This window comes from Lactobacillus sp. UMNPBX4 (genome assembly GCF_002554115.1).
Taxonomy (GTDB): domain Bacteria; phylum Bacillota; class Bacilli; order Lactobacillales; family Lactobacillaceae; genus Lactobacillus; species Lactobacillus gallinarum.
The window spans coordinates 16,673-34,396 of record NZ_PCZF01000022.1; the positions used below are offsets into that span (position 1 = coordinate 16,673).

Below are 17,724 nucleotides of genomic sequence, written 5' to 3' on the forward strand. Positions count from 1 at the left end.
TAGTTTGATCGGTCAACTTTATACATTTAAGCTTGTCGATCAACTCAGATCACTTATATAATACGCAATCAGATTAGGTTTGTCAATAATATTGAATGCGCTATCTATTGTGATGTTTGCTCAAATTATCGCGTTGCATCTTCTTTAATTTTTGATAAATTAGCTTATACCTTTCTTCGACTTTAGAATTTCCTTTCGGAGTAAAGTAACTTGCAGTCAGAAGATTGTCTGGCAAGTATTGTTGGGCGACCCAATCATTTTCAAAATCATGAGGGTAAATATAATTAACTCCATGACCCAACTTTTTAGCACCAGCATAATGCGCATCCTTTAAATTAGCGGGAATAGAGCCAATATTTTTGTTTTTAACGTCATCAATTGCTCGATCTATGGCAGTAATAGCACTATTGCTTTTAGGAGAAAGAGTCAGCTCAATGACGGCATTAGCGAGCGGAATACGCGCCTCTGGAAAGCCCAGCGTTTGAGCAGCTTGAATAGCTAATATAGCATGTTCTGCAGCGCTAGGATTGGCTAGTCCCACATCTTCGTAAGCAATGACGGAGAGACGCCGACAAATTGAAATTAAGTCGCCAGACTCGATTAATCTTGCCAAGTAATGCAATGCTGCGTCTGTATCTGAACCGCGAATTGATTTTTGAAAAGCAGATACCAAATCATAGTGTCCGTCCCCAGAAGAATCAAAATTCTGCACCTTCATTTGAATAGAATCAGCCATTTCTTGCTGAGTAATTACAATAGAGTCTGTATCTTGATGATTATCTTTTAATTCTTGTTTGGTAGACAAAACCGCAAGTTCCAATGAATTTAAAGTAGATCTCAAATCTCCATTGCCTTTTTCGATTAAAAGGGCACGTGCATCATCCGTCAGCTCAACATGATAATTGCCTAAGCCATTTTCTTTATCCGTTAAAGCGCGGTCAATAGCATTCGATGCATCTTGAGCAGATAAAGGCTTTAGCTCAAAAATTTGGCAACGTGAACGAATAGCAGGGGAAATTGAAATATATGGATTCTCCGTTGTAGCCCCAATTAAAATGACTTGTCCTGACTCAAGCAAAGGCAATAAAAAGTCTTGTTTTGTCTTATCGAGTCTGTGAATTTCATCTAATAATAAAATGACGGTGCCACTCATTTTCCCTTCTGCGGCTACTTGCTGTAATTGCTTCTTTCCGTCAGTAGCTGCGTTCAACTTTCGAAAAGCATATTTAGTAGAACCAGCGATAGCACTCGCAATACTGGTCTTGCCAATGCCAGGAGGGCCATAAAGAATCATTGATGATAGAAGACGAGCCTCAACCATTCGGCGAATAATTTTACCAGATCCAATTAGATGTTGCTGTCCGACAACTTGATCAAGAGTCTGTGGACGCATACGATAAGCTAATGGTTTCATTATTTTTCTCCGTGAAAAAGTTTATGCCAAAAGCTTTCTTTCTTTTTAGGCGCTTCTAATTCAGTTTTTGGCAACTCAGGAGCATAGACTTGTCCAATTTTAATTCTTTGACGATTAATAGCATTTTTGGAGACTACTAAAACAGCAGAATCTTCGGGTCCAGTTTTTGCAGTTTCATTGTTAACTAATGTAAATGGAATATTTTTCTTGCTGCAGGCTGCCTCGACATCACCTAGAAAACCATCATCAGTAATATTGCCGTTAATCAAAATAGTGTAGCCTTTAAAATCATCAATGTGTTGTAAGAAAAGACTAGTGAGTTTGGAATCTTTTACTTCAGCATTATTCATGCGTACATACACACGCTCACGCAGTGAACCTAAATATCGCCGGCGTTCATCCGGTTTAGTCTGTGGGGTTATTCCTTGCGCAGCTTGTTCTACGCGCTTACTTAAATCATCACTCATAAAATCATCCTTTCTTTATTACTATTAATTGTAACAAAAAAACCTTCCCCGATATTGGGAAAGGTTTTTGACAAAATAAGATGTAAAAATTAAAGTAACTTGTTGTACCATTCAACAACGAGTGATTCATCAATTTCTGGTTCCATTTCGTCACGTTCTGGTAAACGTACAAGAGTACCTTCCATCTTGTTGTCGTCAAATGAAACGAATGATGGACGTGCAGTAACTGCGTCTAAGGCATCCTTAACTTGTTGTAAGTTCTTTGACTTTTCCTTCAAGCCAACAGTTTGACCAACGCTGACTTCGTATGAAGGAATGTCAACACGCTTGCCATCAACAGTGATGTGACCGTGGTTAACTAATTGTCTAGCTTGTTCTCTAGTAGTAGCTAAACCGAGACGGTAAACAATACTGTCCAAACGACGTTCAAGCAAAATCATGAAGTTGGTACCGTGTTCACCTTCACGGATCTTACCAGCGCGAGTGAACAAAGTTCTAAATTGACGTTCGTTCAAACCGTACATCCAACGTAACTTTTGCTTTTCATGTAATTGTTGGCCATATTCTGACAAACGACCACGGCTGTTAGGACCGTGTTGACCTGGAGCGTAGTTACGACGTGCGATTTCCTTACCAGTACCTGAAAGTGAGATACCTAATCTTCTTGAACGTTTCCAACTTGGACCTGTATATCTTGACATAAAAATCCTCCATAAAATTTAAAATAATAATTTCTGGAGTAAAATATTACAAATAAGTTCAACATTCGTGCATCTTGGATTTACATTTTCGCCCAATGCAGCGCGGGTTACTCGTTCACTTAAGCGTTTCAAGATGTTGACGTTCTTGTCACTTATTGCTGCAAATATTTTACACGAATAGTATTATATAGAGTTCAGAATAATAAATCAAGAAATACATCAGCTTTTGCACATCTTTAGGCTATGTTTTGTTATAATTATTGTAGTTTTGGAGGATAAACAATGTCATCAATTCAAACTATTATTATTGTCGCCGTTGTAATCCTTATTATTGTAGTCGTTGCTTTAATGTTGCTCATTAATCGTAAGCAGTTGCGAGAAGTCGAGGTAATCGATGCAGCTCTTAATGAAATCGAAGAGATGCACCTTGAAGATGATATCAAACGACTGAATAAAATGGATTTGGCGGGCGAAAGTCTAACCACATTAAATACTTGGCGTAAGAGTTATAAAGAAGCTTCAACTAAAAAATTGCCACGCGTAAAGAAGTTAGTTGAAGAAGCGGCAAATGAAAATGCAACTTACAAACTTTTTAAAGCCAGAAAGAAAATAAAAGAAGCACAGCAAATAATTAAACCGGCTTTAGAAGATGCTCGCAATACTAAGGCAGTGTTTACTGAATTGCTTGAATCCAATAAAGAAAATCAAATTCAGTATGATGCTTTAATTAAAGTCTATCGTGAATTGAGAAAAGACGTTTTAGCTAATTCATTTGAATATGGTACAGCAATTGATCAAATTGAAGATCAACTTGCTTCAATGGAGAGCGATTTTGAAGAAGCTAAGAATCTTTCATCTCAAGGAGATCACGTAGAGGCTAAGCGAGTTTTATCTAAGATTCGCATGTCTTTAGCAGCTTTACAAAAACAACTGCCTAAAATCAAAGATGGCTATCATCAATTAGAAGTAGTTTTCCAAGATCAGCTTAAGGAATTATCTAATGTTTATAAGAAGATGATTTCAGAAAAGTACTATATTACTAAGGTTGATGTTTTAAGCAGAATTAAAGACATTCATGATCAGATTGATAGTGCTCGTAAACTATTGGCAGAACTAAAAGTCGATGAATTAGCTAACGAAAATAAAAAGATATCTAGTGAAATCGATGGCCTTTATGACATTTTAGCTAAGGAATATAAAGCTCGTCCTTTTGTCGAAAAGAATCAAAGCAAGATGCTAGCTTTAATTTCTCACCAGCAAACGGCATCTAAAAAGTTAGTTGAGAAATTGCAACATATTGATGAGAGTTATGAATTAACTCATGGCGAACTTGAAAAAAGCAAAGAGCTTGAAAAAGAAGTTAATAACATGAATCGCCAATATACAGTTGATACGCAAAATATAGCTGATGGCAAGGGCGTCTATTCTGCAATTCAAGATTCATGGTTAGAAATGTTAGATCGCTTGCGTGAGATTGATGCTGAGCAAATTAAAATGTCGACAGATGTTGATGGCCTATACGATTCAGAAAATGTTGCTAATGATTCAATTAAGCACTTTAAGCAAGAGGTTTCATTAGTTTATCGCCGTCTTGAAAGACGTAGTTTGCCAGGGAATCCAGATAGCTTTATTCAAATGTATACTTTAGTCGTTAACGAAATTGGTCATGTTAGTGATGAATTAAGTCAAGTCAGAATTAATATGGAAAAGATTTCTAACGAATTAATTCAAATTTCTGATGATGTTGAACGACTTAAGCGTGAAGCAGACGATATTATCAATTCTGCTAACTTAGTTGAGTTAACGATGCAGTATTCAAATAAATATGCTGATAAGGATACGATTAAGCAAGCACAAAAGAAGTCGATGCAACTTTACGATGAATATAATTATAAGGAAGCATTGGATACCATTGCTACTGCAATTGAAAAAGTAGAACCAGGTAGCTATCAACGACTTGAAAATGCATATTATTCTGAACAAAAAGAATAAATAATTGAAGCTTTTCATTATTTAAGCTAAAATCTAATAGTCACTAAACGGTCAAGTAGTTGACCGTTTTTTATTAGGGGAGTTTTGAACGTGATTTATTTTGATAATAGTGCAACAACAAAAATAGATCCTCAAGTTTTAGATACCTATAATAAGGTAGCAACTAATATTTGGGGCAATCCTTCAAGTTTGCATAAGATGGGTGACCGTGCGCATCAAATGCTTGAAGCTTCACGCAAACAAATTGCAGACTTGTTGGGCGTTAAACAACATGAGATTTTCTTTACCTCAGGTGGTACAGAATCAAATAATACTGCAATTAAAGGAACAGCAATTCAAAAGCGTGAATTTGGTAAGCATATTATTACTTCCAGCGTAGAACATGCTTCTGTAGCTAATAGCTTTAATGCTTTAGAAAATTTGGGTTGGCGCGTTACACGTTTGCCAGTTGATAAAGAGGGTAGAGTTAATGTCAACGATTTGAGAAATGCCATTGACTCAGATACTACTCTGGTTTCAATTATGGGTGTCAATAATGAGATCGGCACGATTCAACCAATTGATGAAATCAGTGATTTGCTTGAAAATTATCCAACTATTCAATTCCACGTTGATAATGTTCAAGCTTTAGGTAAGAATATTTGGGATAAGGTCTTTACACCACGAGTTGATTTATCAAGTTTATCAGCGCATAAGTTCCATGCACCACGAGGCATTGGTATCCTTTACAAAAAAGAAGGCAAAATGCTTACTCCACTTCATGATGGAGGTGGCCAAGAAAAGGGACTTCGTTCCGGTACCGAAAACTTACCAGCTATCGCAGGTATGGCTAAGGCTATTCGGTTGCTTTTAGAAAACGAACCTGAAAAGGCAAGCCGTGAAGCAGCAATTAAGGCTAAGATCGTTGACTATTTGAAAGATAAACCAGGTATCGATATCTTTTCACCAGTAAGCGACGGTTTTGCACCACACATTCTTTGCTTTGCATTAGAAGGAATTCGTGGTGAAACCTTAGTTCATACTTTAGAAGATCAAGACATTTATACCTCAACTACTTCTGCTTGTGCATCAAAGACTGCAGATGAAGCCAGCACCTTGGTTTCTATGCGAATTGATGATAAGATTGCTACTAGCGCAATTCGTTTGAGTTTTGATGAAACAAATACGCTTGAGCAGGCAGATGAGTTTATCAAGGTCTTTGATAAGATTTATAATCATTTTGCTAAAATTAATCATTTGGGAGAGAATTAATGGAATATACAGAAGTTATGGTCCGTTACGGGGAACTCTCAACTAAGGGAAAGAACAGAAAGGACTTCATCAATCGTTTAGCTAGCAACGTTGAAAAGGTCTTAAAAGATTTCCCTCAGATTGACTTCCATCCTCGTCACGACCGGATGCATATTGTTTTAAATGGCGCACCTTTTGCGGAAGTAGATAAGCGCTTGAAGAAAGTGTTTGGTATTCAAACCTATTCACCAGCTATTAAGATTCCTAAAACTTTAGAAGATATTGAAAAGACTTCTTTAGAATTAATGCAGGAAACTTTTAAGCCGGGCATGACCTTTAAGGTTAATACTAAGCGTAGTGATCACAAGTTTGAATATGATACTAATCAACTTAATAACTTGGTTGGTGATTACTTATTTGATCATATCGATCACTTGAAGGCTGAAATGAAGCACCCTGATTTAGTACTTAGAATCGAAGTGCGTCAAGATGCCGTTTATATTTCTAACCAATTGCTTCATGGTATTGGCGGGATGCCTGTTGGTACTGCTGGCAAGGCCGTAATGATGCTTAGTGGTGGTATTGATTCACCAGTTGCTTCATACCTTGCAATGAAGCGTGGAGTTGATATCGAAATGGTGCACTTCTTTAGTCCTCCTTACACTACTGAAAAGGCTTTGGCTAAGGCTAAGGAATTGACTGGTATTTTGGCAAATTATGCAGGTAAGATTAACTTTATCGCTGTGCCATTTGCTGAAATTCAGGAAACTATTAAGGAAAAATTGCCAGAAGGTTACTTGATGACTGTACAACGTCGCTTCATGTTGCAACTTGCAGACCGTATTCGTGCTAAGCGCGGTGGTCTTGCAATCTTTAACGGTGAATCTGTTGGTCAAGTTGCTTCACAGACTTTGCAATCAATGGTTGCTATTAACGATGTGACAACTACACCAGTTATTCGTCCAGTTGCTACAATGGATAAGACTGAAATTATTAAATTGGCAGAAGATATTGGTACTTTTGACCTTTCAATTCAACCATTTGAAGATTGTTGTACTATCTTTGCTCCACCACGTCCTAAGACTAAGCCAAAGCTTGATAAGGCTCGTGAATATGAAGCTCGTCTTGATGTTGAAGGCTTGATTCAAAGAGCGATGGACGGAATTGAAGTAATGCCAATTTATCCAAACGAAAAATTTATCAACGATAAGATCGAAGAAGATCAAGACTTGTTGTAAAAAGTTATGCCGACAGAATGATCTGTTGGCATTTTTTGTATAAAAGGAAAAATAATGAGGATTGGAAAATTACTAAGAGAAAGTAGATTGGCAGCTGGACTTACTCAAACTGAAATGGTAGCAGGAGTTGTTTCAGAATCGTTTTATTCAAAAGTTGAACGTGGGATTCATAGTATTGATGCTGATACCTTAATTGAAATTTTGAAAGCAAATCATATTAATCCAGTTCAATTCTTCTCCAAAACGCTGGATGGTCCAATCCAGGAATCACCGCATAAAAAGAGTCTACAGGATGCTAGCTTTATGGCGAATAAAATAGCAAATAGTGCTAATAAACGAGATTTAGAGAAACTAGGTCAACTAAAAAAGGAGATTGATCAAGCTGAAGAACAAGGTAAACCATATTATATTTGGATCCCTTATATATTGGAGTTAATGACTGCCTGGATAACTCATTCAACTGATGATATATCAGAACCGGTTAAAAAGAAGATACAACATTTATCTAAAGGAAATAATTGGGGATTCCTCAACTATGAATATTTAGGGATGGCTTTTATTGCCCTAACTCCAGAACAAGTACTCAATTTTTCTCATACTGCTTATCAAAGCTATGTAAAAAATTCAGAAAACATCTTAAGCTATACAAATACAGTTGGAATTGCTAATTTAGTGATTGATTTCTTAATGTATGCGTATATACACAATTTTAATAAAGAATTATGCGCAGAAACATTTGCTTTTTTTGATAAAAATATTCCATATGAAGCAAGCTTTTATCAACATAGAGTAATAGTCAGACTTTATAAGACCTTGTTTGATAATGATACTGAGAAAGTAGATTTCTATACCCGCTTGTTGGAGGAAGATAATTTTACTTTTTGTTTGCAGAATGTACCAGTTGCTAAAAAGGATGGTTCTCATGCGCATTGATAAATATTTAGCTAATATGAACGTCGGCTCTAGAAAAGGAGTGCACGTTTTAATTAAAAAAGGCATTATCACTGTAAATGGTGATGTGGTAAAAACACCGAAACAGCAGGTTAAGGAATCCGATGAAGTATTGTTAGATGGACAAGAGGTTAATTATCAAAAATATCATTACTTCTTGATGAACAAGCCCAAGGGCGTACTTTCGGCAACTGAAGACCGTAGTCAAAGAACAGTAATTTCATTGCTCAAGCCGCAGGATCAATATCAAGGAATTACGCCAGTCGGACGATTAGATAAAGATACAACTGGTTTGCTGTTACTGACTAATGATGGCCAACTAAATCATGAATTGCTTGCTCCTAATAAGCACGTTGATAAGATTTATCGCGCGAAAATTGCAGGCGTAGCTGATGACGAAACTGTGAAAACTTTTGCTAGTGGAATGACTTTAGGGGATGGAACTAAGCTTAAGCCAGCAGAGTTGAAGATTCTGGCGCAGGATGAAGAACATGATAGTTCTGAAATTGAAATCAAAATTCGTGAAGGAAAATATCATCAGATTAAGCGCATGTTTGGTGCGGTAGGGATGAAAGTGGTTGAACTTGAACGAATTTCGATGGGAAATTTGAAATTGCCGGAAGATTTAAAGCGCGGTAATTATATTGAATTGAGCTTAGATGAAGTAAACAAAATTAAATAGGACGGAATAAATAGATGACAATCGGTGAAGCATTAAAAAGCCGGCGTTTGCATGCGGGAATGAGTCAGACAGAAATGGCGGCAGGAATTGTAAGTGAATCTTTTTATTCTAAAGTTGAACGTGGTGTGCATGCAATTGATGCAGAAACTTTAATTAAAATTTTGTCGGTTCATCATTTTGATGTTACTGGATTTTTTGCACAAATTAATAATCAGTCGTCTGCTGGACCTTTTTTTGAATTAACTAGTGAGATTACTTTTGCTCAAAATAGAAGAGATGTAAAAGCGCTGGATAAAATTAAGCGAAAAATTGAAAATGGGGAGGTACAGGCTCCGTTATGGCTTAAATTCAAGTTGGAATTAGCTTATGCTTGGGCATTACGCTCAAATGATCAAATTTCTCCTGAAATGAAGAAAAAAATAAAGAAACTGGTTTTGAATGAAAATTGGGATCGGACATCTTATCATTTTTTGAGTCAAGCAGTAATTCTCCTGGATGTTGATGATTCAAAGCAGTTAGTAGAGGCTGCTTATGCTGCATATCGTAAACATCCAGCTACCGATACCTTTACTTTGCAGTTTATGGCTTTTATTACGATAAATTATTTGAATTGTTGCTATCATCAACATGCTAATAAGAGTTATACGGAAAGTACATTTAAGTTTTTGCAAGAATTGCCGGTAGATCCTGCAATTGGATTGGAAAAGTTGATAGGCAAGTTCTATCAAGCTGTTTTTAGTGGTGATGAACAGAAAGCCAGATCTTTAAAATCAATTATTCAAGACTGTGGTTATGCGTCAATAATTGATGATGTTGAAATTGATGAATAAATAATAATCGCATCCTTTAATCTTTTTTAGCTTGAGGGGTGTGATTTTTTTAATAAAAATAGTCGTTTTGGAAGATTTCGAGACTTTTATCTCAAGTGTTTATATATTAAAAATATGAAACAAATGAGGAAAAAAGTATGACTATTGGAGAACAACTAAGAGAAATACGAGATTCCTTAAATTTAACACAGACACAAATGTGCGCTGGCGTGGTAACAGAATCTTTTTATTCTCGAGTAGAAAATGGAAAAAGTGAAATTAATATTGATGACCTGTTAGCGATTTTGAAGCAAAATCATGTTTCTGTGCGTGATTTTTTTAGTGTGTTTGATCAGTCAATGCAACGCAAAATTCAATATCGTTGTATTCGATCGGCCATTAATAATCGCAATGTAGCCTGGTTGAAAAAAGAACAAAAAGATGAGCCGATTTTTAAAGCAGAATTGACAGCAGTTATAGCTACTTTGACAAATAAGAAAGCTGATCTTTCTGATGATGCCCAGAGAAAAATAAAAAGCAATTTTGGAAGATTAGGTAAATGGGATGAAACTGCATTATGGAATTTGGCTAGTTTTATGTCTTTATACGATACAAGTGAGATAAAGATTTTAATTACAGATATCTATGAAAACAAAAATAGTATCAGTCTAAATGATTCTTTAACATTGGTTGCCTTGGTGAATGTAATGATGAGTTACTTGGGGCGTTCGTATCAAGAAAATGATCTCGGCTCAGTTTTGCAAACTATTCAGTTTATAAAAGAACTGCCAACGAATCCCGTTATTATGTTTCATAAATTGGTGACTATATACTATCAAGCTTTAATTAACCATGATCAGAAACGGTTAGATTTGATAACTAAAGTATTACAGAAGAACGGCTACGATAATTATCTAGCCTGGCTTCCATAAAGGTGATGAATATGAATATTGGTGAGAGATTACATCAAGTGCGAAACCTGCACGGATTGACGCAGGAACAAATGGTAGCGGGAATAATTAGTAAGTCGCAATATTGGCGAATAGAAAAAGAATCTAATGCAATTAGGGCTAGTAGTTTAATCAAAATCCTGAATCAAAATAAGATTTCGGTACTCAAATTTTTTAAAGATATTGATGATTCAGGAATTAAAAGAAGAGAGCTGCAAGATCTGGTTACTAATGCTTATTTTGCACGTGATTATAAAAAATTAGAGAAAATAAAAAAGCAGTCGACTAATTTGCAAATGAAGCGATTGATAGATTGGTTATTGGCTGAGCTTAAAGGTGAAAGTCAGGATTTTCCCGATGAAGATAAAAGAAAACTAAGATATAACGTTTGGCAAGTTGAAAGATGGAACGATGATATCTTGTGGTTTTTCTTTCATACCTTGTATTTGTATAAGTATTCCAATTTGGAAGGAATAATCAATGCGCTCATTTCAAAGTTTACTAAGAATGAGAAGATCGAGGATCGTCAGCTGCAGTTAATTGCCAGTATCGCCGTGCGATATTTGAATATTTGTTATAAGCAGAATAACAGGTATGAGGCCAAAAAGGTAATCCGATTTTTGCGAAAGATACCAGATAAGATTGAATTTGGATTAGCAAAAATGATTGCAGATTATTATGAAGCCTTGCTAAATAAGAAAAAGGTAGATGCTGAAGAGATTTTGGATTTGATTAAGGCGTGTGGTTATGAGAACTATTTGAGCTTAAATTAGGGAGATGAGATTAGTAGAAAATTAAATTTTTACTTTTTAATTTCAATTTTGCAGATTAGATTGTGCGATTGAAATTTCAAAATTAAGATAAAGTTGACAATATTTGTTATTTGTTTTTTTAATAAGTGGAGATATTAGGATGAATAAGAAGATTAAAGTAACAAGTGCTGCTGCCGCAGCGTTAGCTAGTTTAGTATTGGTAAATGCCAATGTGAATAATGAGGTTAAGGCTGATACTAAGGCGGTTAATGATACTAAGACTACTCAAAAAGCACAAACACCAGAAGAGGCTGCTAGGGCTAATGTTGCTAGTGCAAAAAAGAAAGTTGAGACTGAACAAGGCAACGTAGACAAAGCTCAAGGCGATTTGGATCAAGCTAAAAAAGATGCCGAAAAGCCAGACGCTGACTACAAAGCACAAAGTGACAAGGTTGCTGGATTAAAGAAGATTGCTGATCAAAAGAATGAGGCATTGACTGACGCTAAAGATAAAGAAAAGGATGCCAAAGCTTTGGTTGATGAAGCTAACAATTCAGCTATGGTTCAAGCTGCTAAAGATGATGTTACTAAGCAAAACGGCGTAGTAAAGAACGCAAACGATGCAAAGACTAATGCAGAAAAAGCAGTAACAGATAAGCAAAATGAAATTGATAAACTTGGTAAAGATGTTAAGACTGACACTCAAGATGTAAATGATAAGACTGCTGCCAAGAATAAAGCCGATCAAGATGTTCAAAATGCTAGCGATGCTTTGAAGGGTACGGGCGTTACTGAAGCTAAAGATGCAGGTGATATTTATCAAGGTAATGTCGATAAATTAACCCAAAATATTGAGCGTAATCGAGGCGTATTAAAGCATGCTCAAGATGTATTAAAAGATAATCAAGATACATTAAAAGGCATTAATAGGAAGTTAGATAAAGCCAAATCTGATACTCAAACAGCTAAAGCCAAATTAGATACTGATAAAATTACTTTGGGTAAGAAAAAACAAGATTTGCAAAAGGCCAAGGACTTAGCAAATACTGCAGCTGGATTCTTTAAGTCATTAGCAGAAGATCAATCATTAACTGATGAACAACGTGAAGATGCTAAGACAGCATACGGCATTTTAATGAATGATGGTAAGTTCAAAAATGTAAAACTTACTTGGTATCATCCTGGTCAACAATTGGGTAAGGATGGGGATGCCACTTCATTAGCTGAAATGAAGAGCGCTTTAAACGATCTTGATGATTTGGTTAACGTTAGAAATAGTTATAAATTACGTGTACCAAAAGTTTCTTTAACAGCTATGGCAGTTGCAATGATGTCATCTGACTATTTGTTAACTCATAATTTTGATCACCCAATTAATCATCCAGAAAACGGTCCATTCTTCGATGACGAAGAAGATATTGCTTATGGTGGTTATCAAGTACCTCTGTATATGAGTGAACAAAATTACATTGATGATCTAATTAATGAACATCCAGAATATGCAAAATATCGTTATGATACTGGTAATCTAACGTATGATCAGTGGAATAAAAATAATAGTTTTTGGGAAAAGCATGGGCTTATTCTTTACGGAGGTGGCGACAAGGTCATTGGTCACTACATCTCTATGGTAAATCCATATCAAGATAGAATTGGTATGGCTAATGCTGGTGTAGTATCTTCAACCGATATTTTCCCAGAATATAAATATAAGAGAGTATATAATCCTACACTTACTGAAGAACGACATGATGGTTCAACGTATTATGATATGGTTCCAGCTGGTCTAGAAGATAATCCTAATAAAGGCTTCACTATTGATCAATATAAAGATCTAGTAAATTCATACGTTGCAAATCCTGAAAAGGCTAGCTTTGTTCAAACTGCTAAAGCTGCAGCTAACAGTGCAAAAGATGCGGTCAATGCAGATACCCAAGATTACAATCATAATCTTAATGACATCCAAAAGCCATTGGAGGATCAAGTAGAAAAGTTTAATAAAGCTATTCAAGATACCCAAGATACTATCAAGAGAATCAATAAGCAAATCTCTGATGATCAAAGTGATTTATTAACTCAAAAAGACAATTTAAAGCAAGCGACAGATAGATATAAGACTTTAACTGCATCTCAGGATGAAAAAGTTAAGAATTATAAGGCTGCTGTAAAAGCTCAAAAAGAAGCTGAAGCAGCATTAAAGACTGCCAACGACACTTTAACTCAAACCAAGAGCAAGCTTGCTCAAGCTCAAAAAGATCTTCCAACTTTAAAGCAAACTGCTACTGATAAAGGCAACACCGCCAAAGCAGAACAAACTAAGTTAGACAACTTAAAGCAACACGTTGAAGACTTAAAGAATGCTAAAACAATTTTAGCTGATGCTAAAAAAGCCGTAACTGATGCCGAAAAAGCATATGATACTGCTAAAAAGAATTATGACGATGCAAATGAAGTCTTGAACGGCGACTTGAAGACCAACAAGGATAAGGCTGACGCTAAAGTCGCTGCAGCTCAAAAGGCTTACGACGAAGCGGACGCTAAGTTGCAAACTGCCAAGAGCAAGCTTGCTCAAGCACAACAGAAGTTACAAGACATCTTAGACGCCGAATACGCTCAATCAATCATTGCTTCAACTCCAGTCGAAACTAAGAAGGAAGACAAGCAAGAACCAGTTAAGACTCCGAAAGTAGCTAAGGAAACCGAGACTAAGACTAAAGTTTCAACTGCTCCTAAGAAGATTCGTTTAACTCACAACGCTTTCGTTTACAACAAGCACGGTAAGTTAGTCAGAAAAGGCTTGTATGTCAAGATGCTTAAGCGTGGTAAGACCATCAAGGCCTTGAAGAATGCTAAGATTGTTACAATTAAGGGTAAGGAGTATTACCAAATTGGCAAGAACCAATTTATTAAGGTAGCTAACACTAAGCTCACTACTCATAAGGTTCATATTAAGGTAAGAATCAAGGGTAATAAGAAGATTAAGATGTACAACCGTGCAGGTAAGTTTAACAAGCACTACGCACGTCCAAACCATACTTATACCTTTAATGAAAAGGCTAAGATTCATGGCAAGACTTACTACAAGATTGCCGGCACTAACAACTGGATTCCAGCTAAGAAGTTAGCTTTGAAGAAATAGTTGAATTTTAGCTAATAAAGCAAGAGAACATTAACCGAGATTGGTTAATGTTCTTTTTGTATATTTGGTAAGTTAATAAGGTAAAATGAAAGTGAAGTTACAGTTAAATCTTTAGGAAAAAACAAAATGACAACACAAGAAATCGAAAAACTCAAAAAAGTTGATGAAATCATGTTTAATCTTCAAGATTCTGTCGATCCTCTCAAAAAATTGTTGCAAGCGGGAAAGTTATTGAAAGAATTAAAACTGATTGATAATCCAACTGATACTGATGAAATCATTCAAGCTTATACTCAAAATGTGTATGAGCAATTAAACAAAATTATTGAACGCAAAAATGTTTCATTTAATCAAGCTACCTTAGATTATTTGCAAAAAGATCCCGACAATAATGAACTGGTAATTGTGCCAGCTAGAGAACATTTCAAAGAATATGCTTTAATTGTGTTGCGCTTCAATGATCAATTGGCCGCTTGGCGTAATGAAATGGATGGCCAAGATTACCGTGTTTTAGCAGAAAACTTGGATCAGCATCGCACTAATATCCATAATTTCTGCTTATCTGATATTAAAATTTTGAATCGTCTAGCTGAAAAAAAGCAGCAAGTTCCATTTGCAGCTAGTTCAAAAGCAAATCCAGATCGCACGGATTACGGTCAAGCGATCGTAAAGTATTGCTGCGAACGAGTTAGCAAAATCATTACAAGTTATAAATAATGAAAGGTAGAGTTATTAATGACAATCGGAGAAGCATTAAAAAGTTTACGTTTGCATGCAGGGATGACCCAAACAGAAATGGCAGCTGGAATTATCTCAGAATCATTTTATTCTAAGGTAGAAAGAGATATTCATGAAATTGATGCGAATTTGTTGATCAGAATTTTATCAAAGCATCATTTTGATGTTGGAAGTTTTTTTAGCCAAGTTAATAATTCTGATAATACAACTGATCCTGATTTTGATTTGATGAATCAAATTAGTTTTGCTCAAAATCGCAAAGATCTGAAAAAGCTGGATGAAATTGCGGCCAAAATAGCAAATCGAGGAGGTACATGTCCGCCTAGTTTCTGGCTTAAGTTTAGACTAGAGAATGCCTATGCCTGGGTACTTCATTCAGACAAACGGATTAGTCCCGAACTGAAGAGAAAGGTAAAGGCAATCATCATGGATGAAGATTGGAACAGGACGGCTTATCATTATTTGAGTCAAGCTGTGATCTTTTTAGATATTGATGATGCCTATCAATTAGTTGATTCCGCATTTCGTTCATATGAGAAAAATCCGGCCACCGATACGTTCACTTTACAGTTTGTTGCGATAATTGCCGTTAATTTCTTGAATTGTTGTTTTCATAAGAATGCTAGTAAAAAATATACCGATCGCGCGATTCAATTTTTACGCGAATTGCCGGTTGATGGAGCTATTGGGATTAATAGTGTGCTCGGCACATATTATGAGGCGGTCTTTGACGGGGATGCCAAAACTGCGAAGGAAGTTATTGATGTCCTAAAAAAGAGTGGTTGTGTCTCGTTAATTGAAGATACTTTTAAAAAGTAGTGCAAACTGTCTAGGTCAAATTTAGGCAGTTTTTTCAATGCACACAAAAAATAAAATCTTTAATTTGGAAGATTTTATGATTAATTGCGTTTCTTTTAGTATCATAGAAATGTTTGTGCTTTAAATTAAGAAAAAGCCCGGTATTCAAAGATAGAAGTAGTATAAGTATCCTTTGTCACTTTGGATACTGAAAATAGGAAAATGAGTTTAGAGAATGAAAAAAATAATCTATTCAGAGAGTTTCATCCAATTAGTCAAATACGTTTTAATTGGAGGGTTAGGGCTAGTTGTTGACTTTGGAGTCTACACGATTTTGACGCATTTCAGGATGAATGTAGAAATTGCTAATATTATTTCCTCAACTTGCGGAATAATTAATAATTTCTTTTGGAATTCGTATACTAATTTCAAGGTACACGACCGACTTTTATTACGGTTCATTTCGTATTTTTTTGTCGGTCAAATCACCACTGTTTTTACCACAGTTTCCTTATTTATCTTTGTTACACAATTAGGTTACCCTCACTTAATCGTGAAGGCGGTAGCGACTTTTGTTGCTACACTAATTCAGTTTATTATTAATAAAATAATTACTTTTAGAAAAGTCGGGAAGTAGAATGAAAAAATTGTCAATTGTGGTGCCGTGCTATAACGAGCAGGAGTCATTACCCCTGTTTTATCCAGCGGTGCAAAAAGTATTGCATGATATGCCAGTCAAAGCCGAGTATTGGTTTGTCGATGATGGTTCTCGTGATCATACCTTGCAGGAGATGCAAAAGCTGCACCAAGAAAATGAAGCCGTACATTATATTTCTTTTTCAAGAAATTTTGGCAAAGAAGCAGCAATTTATGCAGGTCTTAAAGCTGCTAAGGGAGATTATGTAGTCTTAATGGACGTAGATCTACAAGATCCGCCTGAGTTTTTACCGAAAATGTACCGGCTGCTTGAATCTGGTGAGTATGATGCGGTAGGGTGTCGTCGAATTGATCGCACGGGGGAGAGTAAATTTAAATCATTTTTGAGCGATCAATTTTATAAGGTGATTAATAAAATGTCTAAAACCGAGATCGTTTCAGGTGAACGGGATTATCGCATGATGACACGACAGATGGTTAATGCCGTTTTGTCAATGCCTGAGTATAGTCGCTTTTCTAAGGGAATTTTTTCCTGGGTTGGTTTTAAAACTAAATATCTTGAATACCATAATGTAAAGCGTGTTGCTGGCGATACTGATTGGACGACCAAGAAGCTATTCAAGTATGCATTAAGTGGAATCGCCGACTTTTCACAAGCACCTTTAAATTTATCAGTTTGGATTGGGATAATTTCCTTTATATTGTCGATTGCTGGTATGCTTTTTGTCATTGTCAGAAAAATTATCAATCCAGGATCTAGTATCTTTGGTTGGGCTAGTTTGGTTTCCGTGATTTTATTAATTGGTGGTTTGCAGCTGCTTTGTATCGGAATTATTGGACGCTATATTGGTAAAATTTATTTACAAGTGAAGAATCGACCAATTTATATTATTAAGGAAAAAAAGTAAGAAAAGGGAAAATAAAAGTAGAAGTCAATATAAAAAAGATAGATTGGGATAAAGTAGGCTGGCGTGTTTGCCCTTATACCATTATTTTGCTTGTAATTTATATGATGATCAGGAGTCAAATTTTAACGCATTCAGTTCTTTTAACCAGCGATGCGTTGCTGCATTTCCAGAGACTCTACGATACGAGGAGGTGAAATCATGAAGAGAATGAGCAGCTTAGCCTATCATTTTGGCGTTAAGCTTCGCTTTTATCCTAGTTCTAAGCAAAAGAAAATCATCAAGCTAAACTATGATGCGC

16 protein-coding genes are annotated in these 17,724 nt (G+C 35.9%); 13 read left to right on the plus strand and 3 right to left on the minus strand.

Going from position 1 to position 17,724, the window contains the following annotated elements; genetic code table 11:
• Window positions 1-100: 100 nt before the first annotated feature.
• From CP355_RS05715 to rpsD, 3 genes are all read right to left on the minus strand, one after another.
• A complete protein-coding gene (locus CP355_RS05715) occupies window positions 101-1,414 on the minus strand; it encodes a replication-associated recombination protein A (protein WP_098044075.1) in 1,314 nt (437 codons plus the stop codon).
• Window positions 1,414-1,881, minus strand: coding sequence for a YueI family protein (locus tag CP355_RS05720; protein WP_098044076.1), 468 nt, complete (start codon window positions 1,879-1,881; stop codon window positions 1,414-1,416). The genes CP355_RS05715 and CP355_RS05720 overlap by 1 nt, the downstream gene beginning before the upstream one ends.
• A gap of 89 nt (window positions 1,882-1,970) precedes the next feature.
• A complete protein-coding gene (gene rpsD, locus CP355_RS05725; protein ID WP_087175755.1) occupies window positions 1,971-2,582 on the minus strand; it encodes a 30S ribosomal protein S4 in 612 nt (203 codons plus the stop codon).
• 282 nt (window positions 2,583-2,864) lie between these two features.
• Between rpsD and ezrA the strand changes: the two genes are divergently transcribed.
• The 13 genes from ezrA (at window position 2,865) to CP355_RS05790 (ending at window position 17,426) form a co-directional block, all read left to right on the plus strand.
• Complete coding sequence (gene ezrA, locus CP355_RS05730; RefSeq protein WP_098036575.1) at window positions 2,865-4,574, plus strand: septation ring formation regulator EzrA; 1,710 nt, start codon at window positions 2,865-2,867, stop codon at window positions 4,572-4,574.
• A 90-nt stretch (window positions 4,575-4,664) separates the two neighbouring features.
• Window positions 4,665-5,825 (plus strand): cysteine desulfurase family protein, encoded by a 1,161-nt coding sequence (locus tag CP355_RS05735; RefSeq protein WP_087175757.1) that lies wholly within the window; start codon window positions 4,665-4,667, stop codon window positions 5,823-5,825.
• On the plus strand, window positions 5,825-7,042 hold the full coding sequence (gene thiI, locus CP355_RS05740; protein WP_054640514.1) for a tRNA uracil 4-sulfurtransferase ThiI: 1,218 nt from the start codon (window positions 5,825-5,827) through the stop codon (window positions 7,040-7,042). The genes CP355_RS05735 and thiI overlap by 1 nt, the downstream gene beginning before the upstream one ends.
• An 87-nt stretch (window positions 7,043-7,129) precedes the next feature.
• Entirely contained in the window at window positions 7,130-7,975 is an 846-nt protein-coding gene (locus CP355_RS05745) for a helix-turn-helix transcriptional regulator (RefSeq protein WP_233186987.1), read from the plus strand.
• Window positions 7,965-8,675, plus strand: coding sequence for a pseudouridine synthase (locus tag CP355_RS05750; RefSeq protein WP_098044078.1), 711 nt, complete (start codon window positions 7,965-7,967; stop codon window positions 8,673-8,675). The genes CP355_RS05745 and CP355_RS05750 overlap by 11 nt, the downstream gene beginning before the upstream one ends.
• A 14-nt stretch (window positions 8,676-8,689) precedes the next feature.
• Window positions 8,690-9,505 carry a helix-turn-helix domain-containing protein gene (locus CP355_RS05755; protein WP_098044079.1) on the plus strand — a complete coding sequence of 272 codons (816 nt, stop codon included), beginning with the start codon at window positions 8,690-8,692 and terminating at the stop codon, window positions 9,503-9,505.
• A 137-nt stretch (window positions 9,506-9,642) separates the two neighbouring features.
• Window positions 9,643-10,416, plus strand: a complete 774-nt coding sequence (locus CP355_RS05760) for a helix-turn-helix domain-containing protein (RefSeq protein ID WP_098044080.1) — start codon at window positions 9,643-9,645, stop codon at window positions 10,414-10,416.
• Window positions 10,417-10,427: 11 nt separating this feature from the next.
• The gene (locus CP355_RS05765) at window positions 10,428-11,207 is read left to right on the plus strand and encodes a helix-turn-helix domain-containing protein (protein ID WP_098044081.1); all 780 of its coding nucleotides are present in this window, start codon (window positions 10,428-10,430) and stop codon (window positions 11,205-11,207) included.
• A 139-nt stretch (window positions 11,208-11,346) separates the two neighbouring features.
• Entirely contained in the window at window positions 11,347-14,325 is a 2,979-nt protein-coding gene (locus tag CP355_RS05770; RefSeq protein ID WP_098044082.1) for an SLAP domain-containing protein, read from the plus strand.
• 126 nt (window positions 14,326-14,451) lie between these two features.
• Window positions 14,452-15,042, plus strand: a complete 591-nt coding sequence (locus CP355_RS05775) for a DUF3232 domain-containing protein (RefSeq protein ID WP_098044083.1) — start codon at window positions 14,452-14,454, stop codon at window positions 15,040-15,042.
• 18 nt (window positions 15,043-15,060) lie between these two features.
• Window positions 15,061-15,882, plus strand: a complete 822-nt coding sequence (locus tag CP355_RS05780) for a helix-turn-helix domain-containing protein (protein ID WP_098044084.1) — start codon at window positions 15,061-15,063, stop codon at window positions 15,880-15,882.
• A 214-nt stretch (window positions 15,883-16,096) separates the two neighbouring features.
• Window positions 16,097-16,498 carry a GtrA family protein gene (locus CP355_RS05785; RefSeq protein WP_087235789.1) on the plus strand — a complete coding sequence of 134 codons (402 nt, stop codon included), beginning with the start codon at window positions 16,097-16,099 and terminating at the stop codon, window positions 16,496-16,498.
• 1 nt (window position 16,499) lies between these two features.
• Window positions 16,500-17,426 carry a glycosyltransferase family 2 protein gene (locus CP355_RS05790; protein WP_098044085.1) on the plus strand — a complete coding sequence of 309 codons (927 nt, stop codon included), beginning with the start codon at window positions 16,500-16,502 and terminating at the stop codon, window positions 17,424-17,426.
• Window positions 17,427-17,724 lie beyond the last annotated feature (298 nt).

Excerpts from the sequence above, each read along its gene's own strand:
- CP355_RS05775 (WP_098044083.1), top strand. The coding sequence starts at position 14,452 with ATGACAACACAAGAAATCGAAAAACTCAAAAAAGTTGATGAAATCATG.
- CP355_RS05770 (WP_098044082.1), top strand. The coding sequence starts at position 11,347 with ATGAATAAGAAGATTAAAGTAACAAGTGCTGCTGCCGCAGCGTTAGCT.
- CP355_RS05750 (WP_098044078.1), top strand. The coding sequence starts at position 7,965 with ATGCGCATTGATAAATATTTAGCTAATATGAACGTCGGCTCTAGAAAA.
- ezrA (WP_098036575.1), top strand. The coding sequence starts at position 2,865 with ATGTCATCAATTCAAACTATTATTATTGTCGCCGTTGTAATCCTTATT.
- CP355_RS05720 (WP_098044076.1), bottom strand. The coding sequence starts at position 1,881 with ATGAGTGATGATTTAAGTAAGCGCGTAGAACAAGCTGCGCAAGGAATA.
- CP355_RS05760 (WP_098044080.1), top strand. The coding sequence starts at position 9,643 with ATGACTATTGGAGAACAACTAAGAGAAATACGAGATTCCTTAAATTTA.
- rpsD (WP_087175755.1), bottom strand. The coding sequence starts at position 2,582 with ATGTCAAGATATACAGGTCCAAGTTGGAAACGTTCAAGAAGATTAGGT.
- CP355_RS05755 (WP_098044079.1), top strand. The coding sequence starts at position 8,690 with ATGACAATCGGTGAAGCATTAAAAAGCCGGCGTTTGCATGCGGGAATG.
- thiI (WP_054640514.1), top strand. The coding sequence starts at position 5,825 with ATGGAATATACAGAAGTTATGGTCCGTTACGGGGAACTCTCAACTAAG.
- CP355_RS05780 (WP_098044084.1), top strand. The coding sequence starts at position 15,061 with ATGACAATCGGAGAAGCATTAAAAAGTTTACGTTTGCATGCAGGGATG.
- CP355_RS05785 (WP_087235789.1), top strand. The coding sequence starts at position 16,097 with ATGAAAAAAATAATCTATTCAGAGAGTTTCATCCAATTAGTCAAATAC.
- CP355_RS05715 (WP_098044075.1), bottom strand. The coding sequence starts at position 1,414 with ATGAAACCATTAGCTTATCGTATGCGTCCACAGACTCTTGATCAAGTT.
- CP355_RS05790 (WP_098044085.1), top strand. The coding sequence starts at position 16,500 with ATGAAAAAATTGTCAATTGTGGTGCCGTGCTATAACGAGCAGGAGTCA.
- CP355_RS05765 (WP_098044081.1), top strand. The coding sequence starts at position 10,428 with ATGAATATTGGTGAGAGATTACATCAAGTGCGAAACCTGCACGGATTG.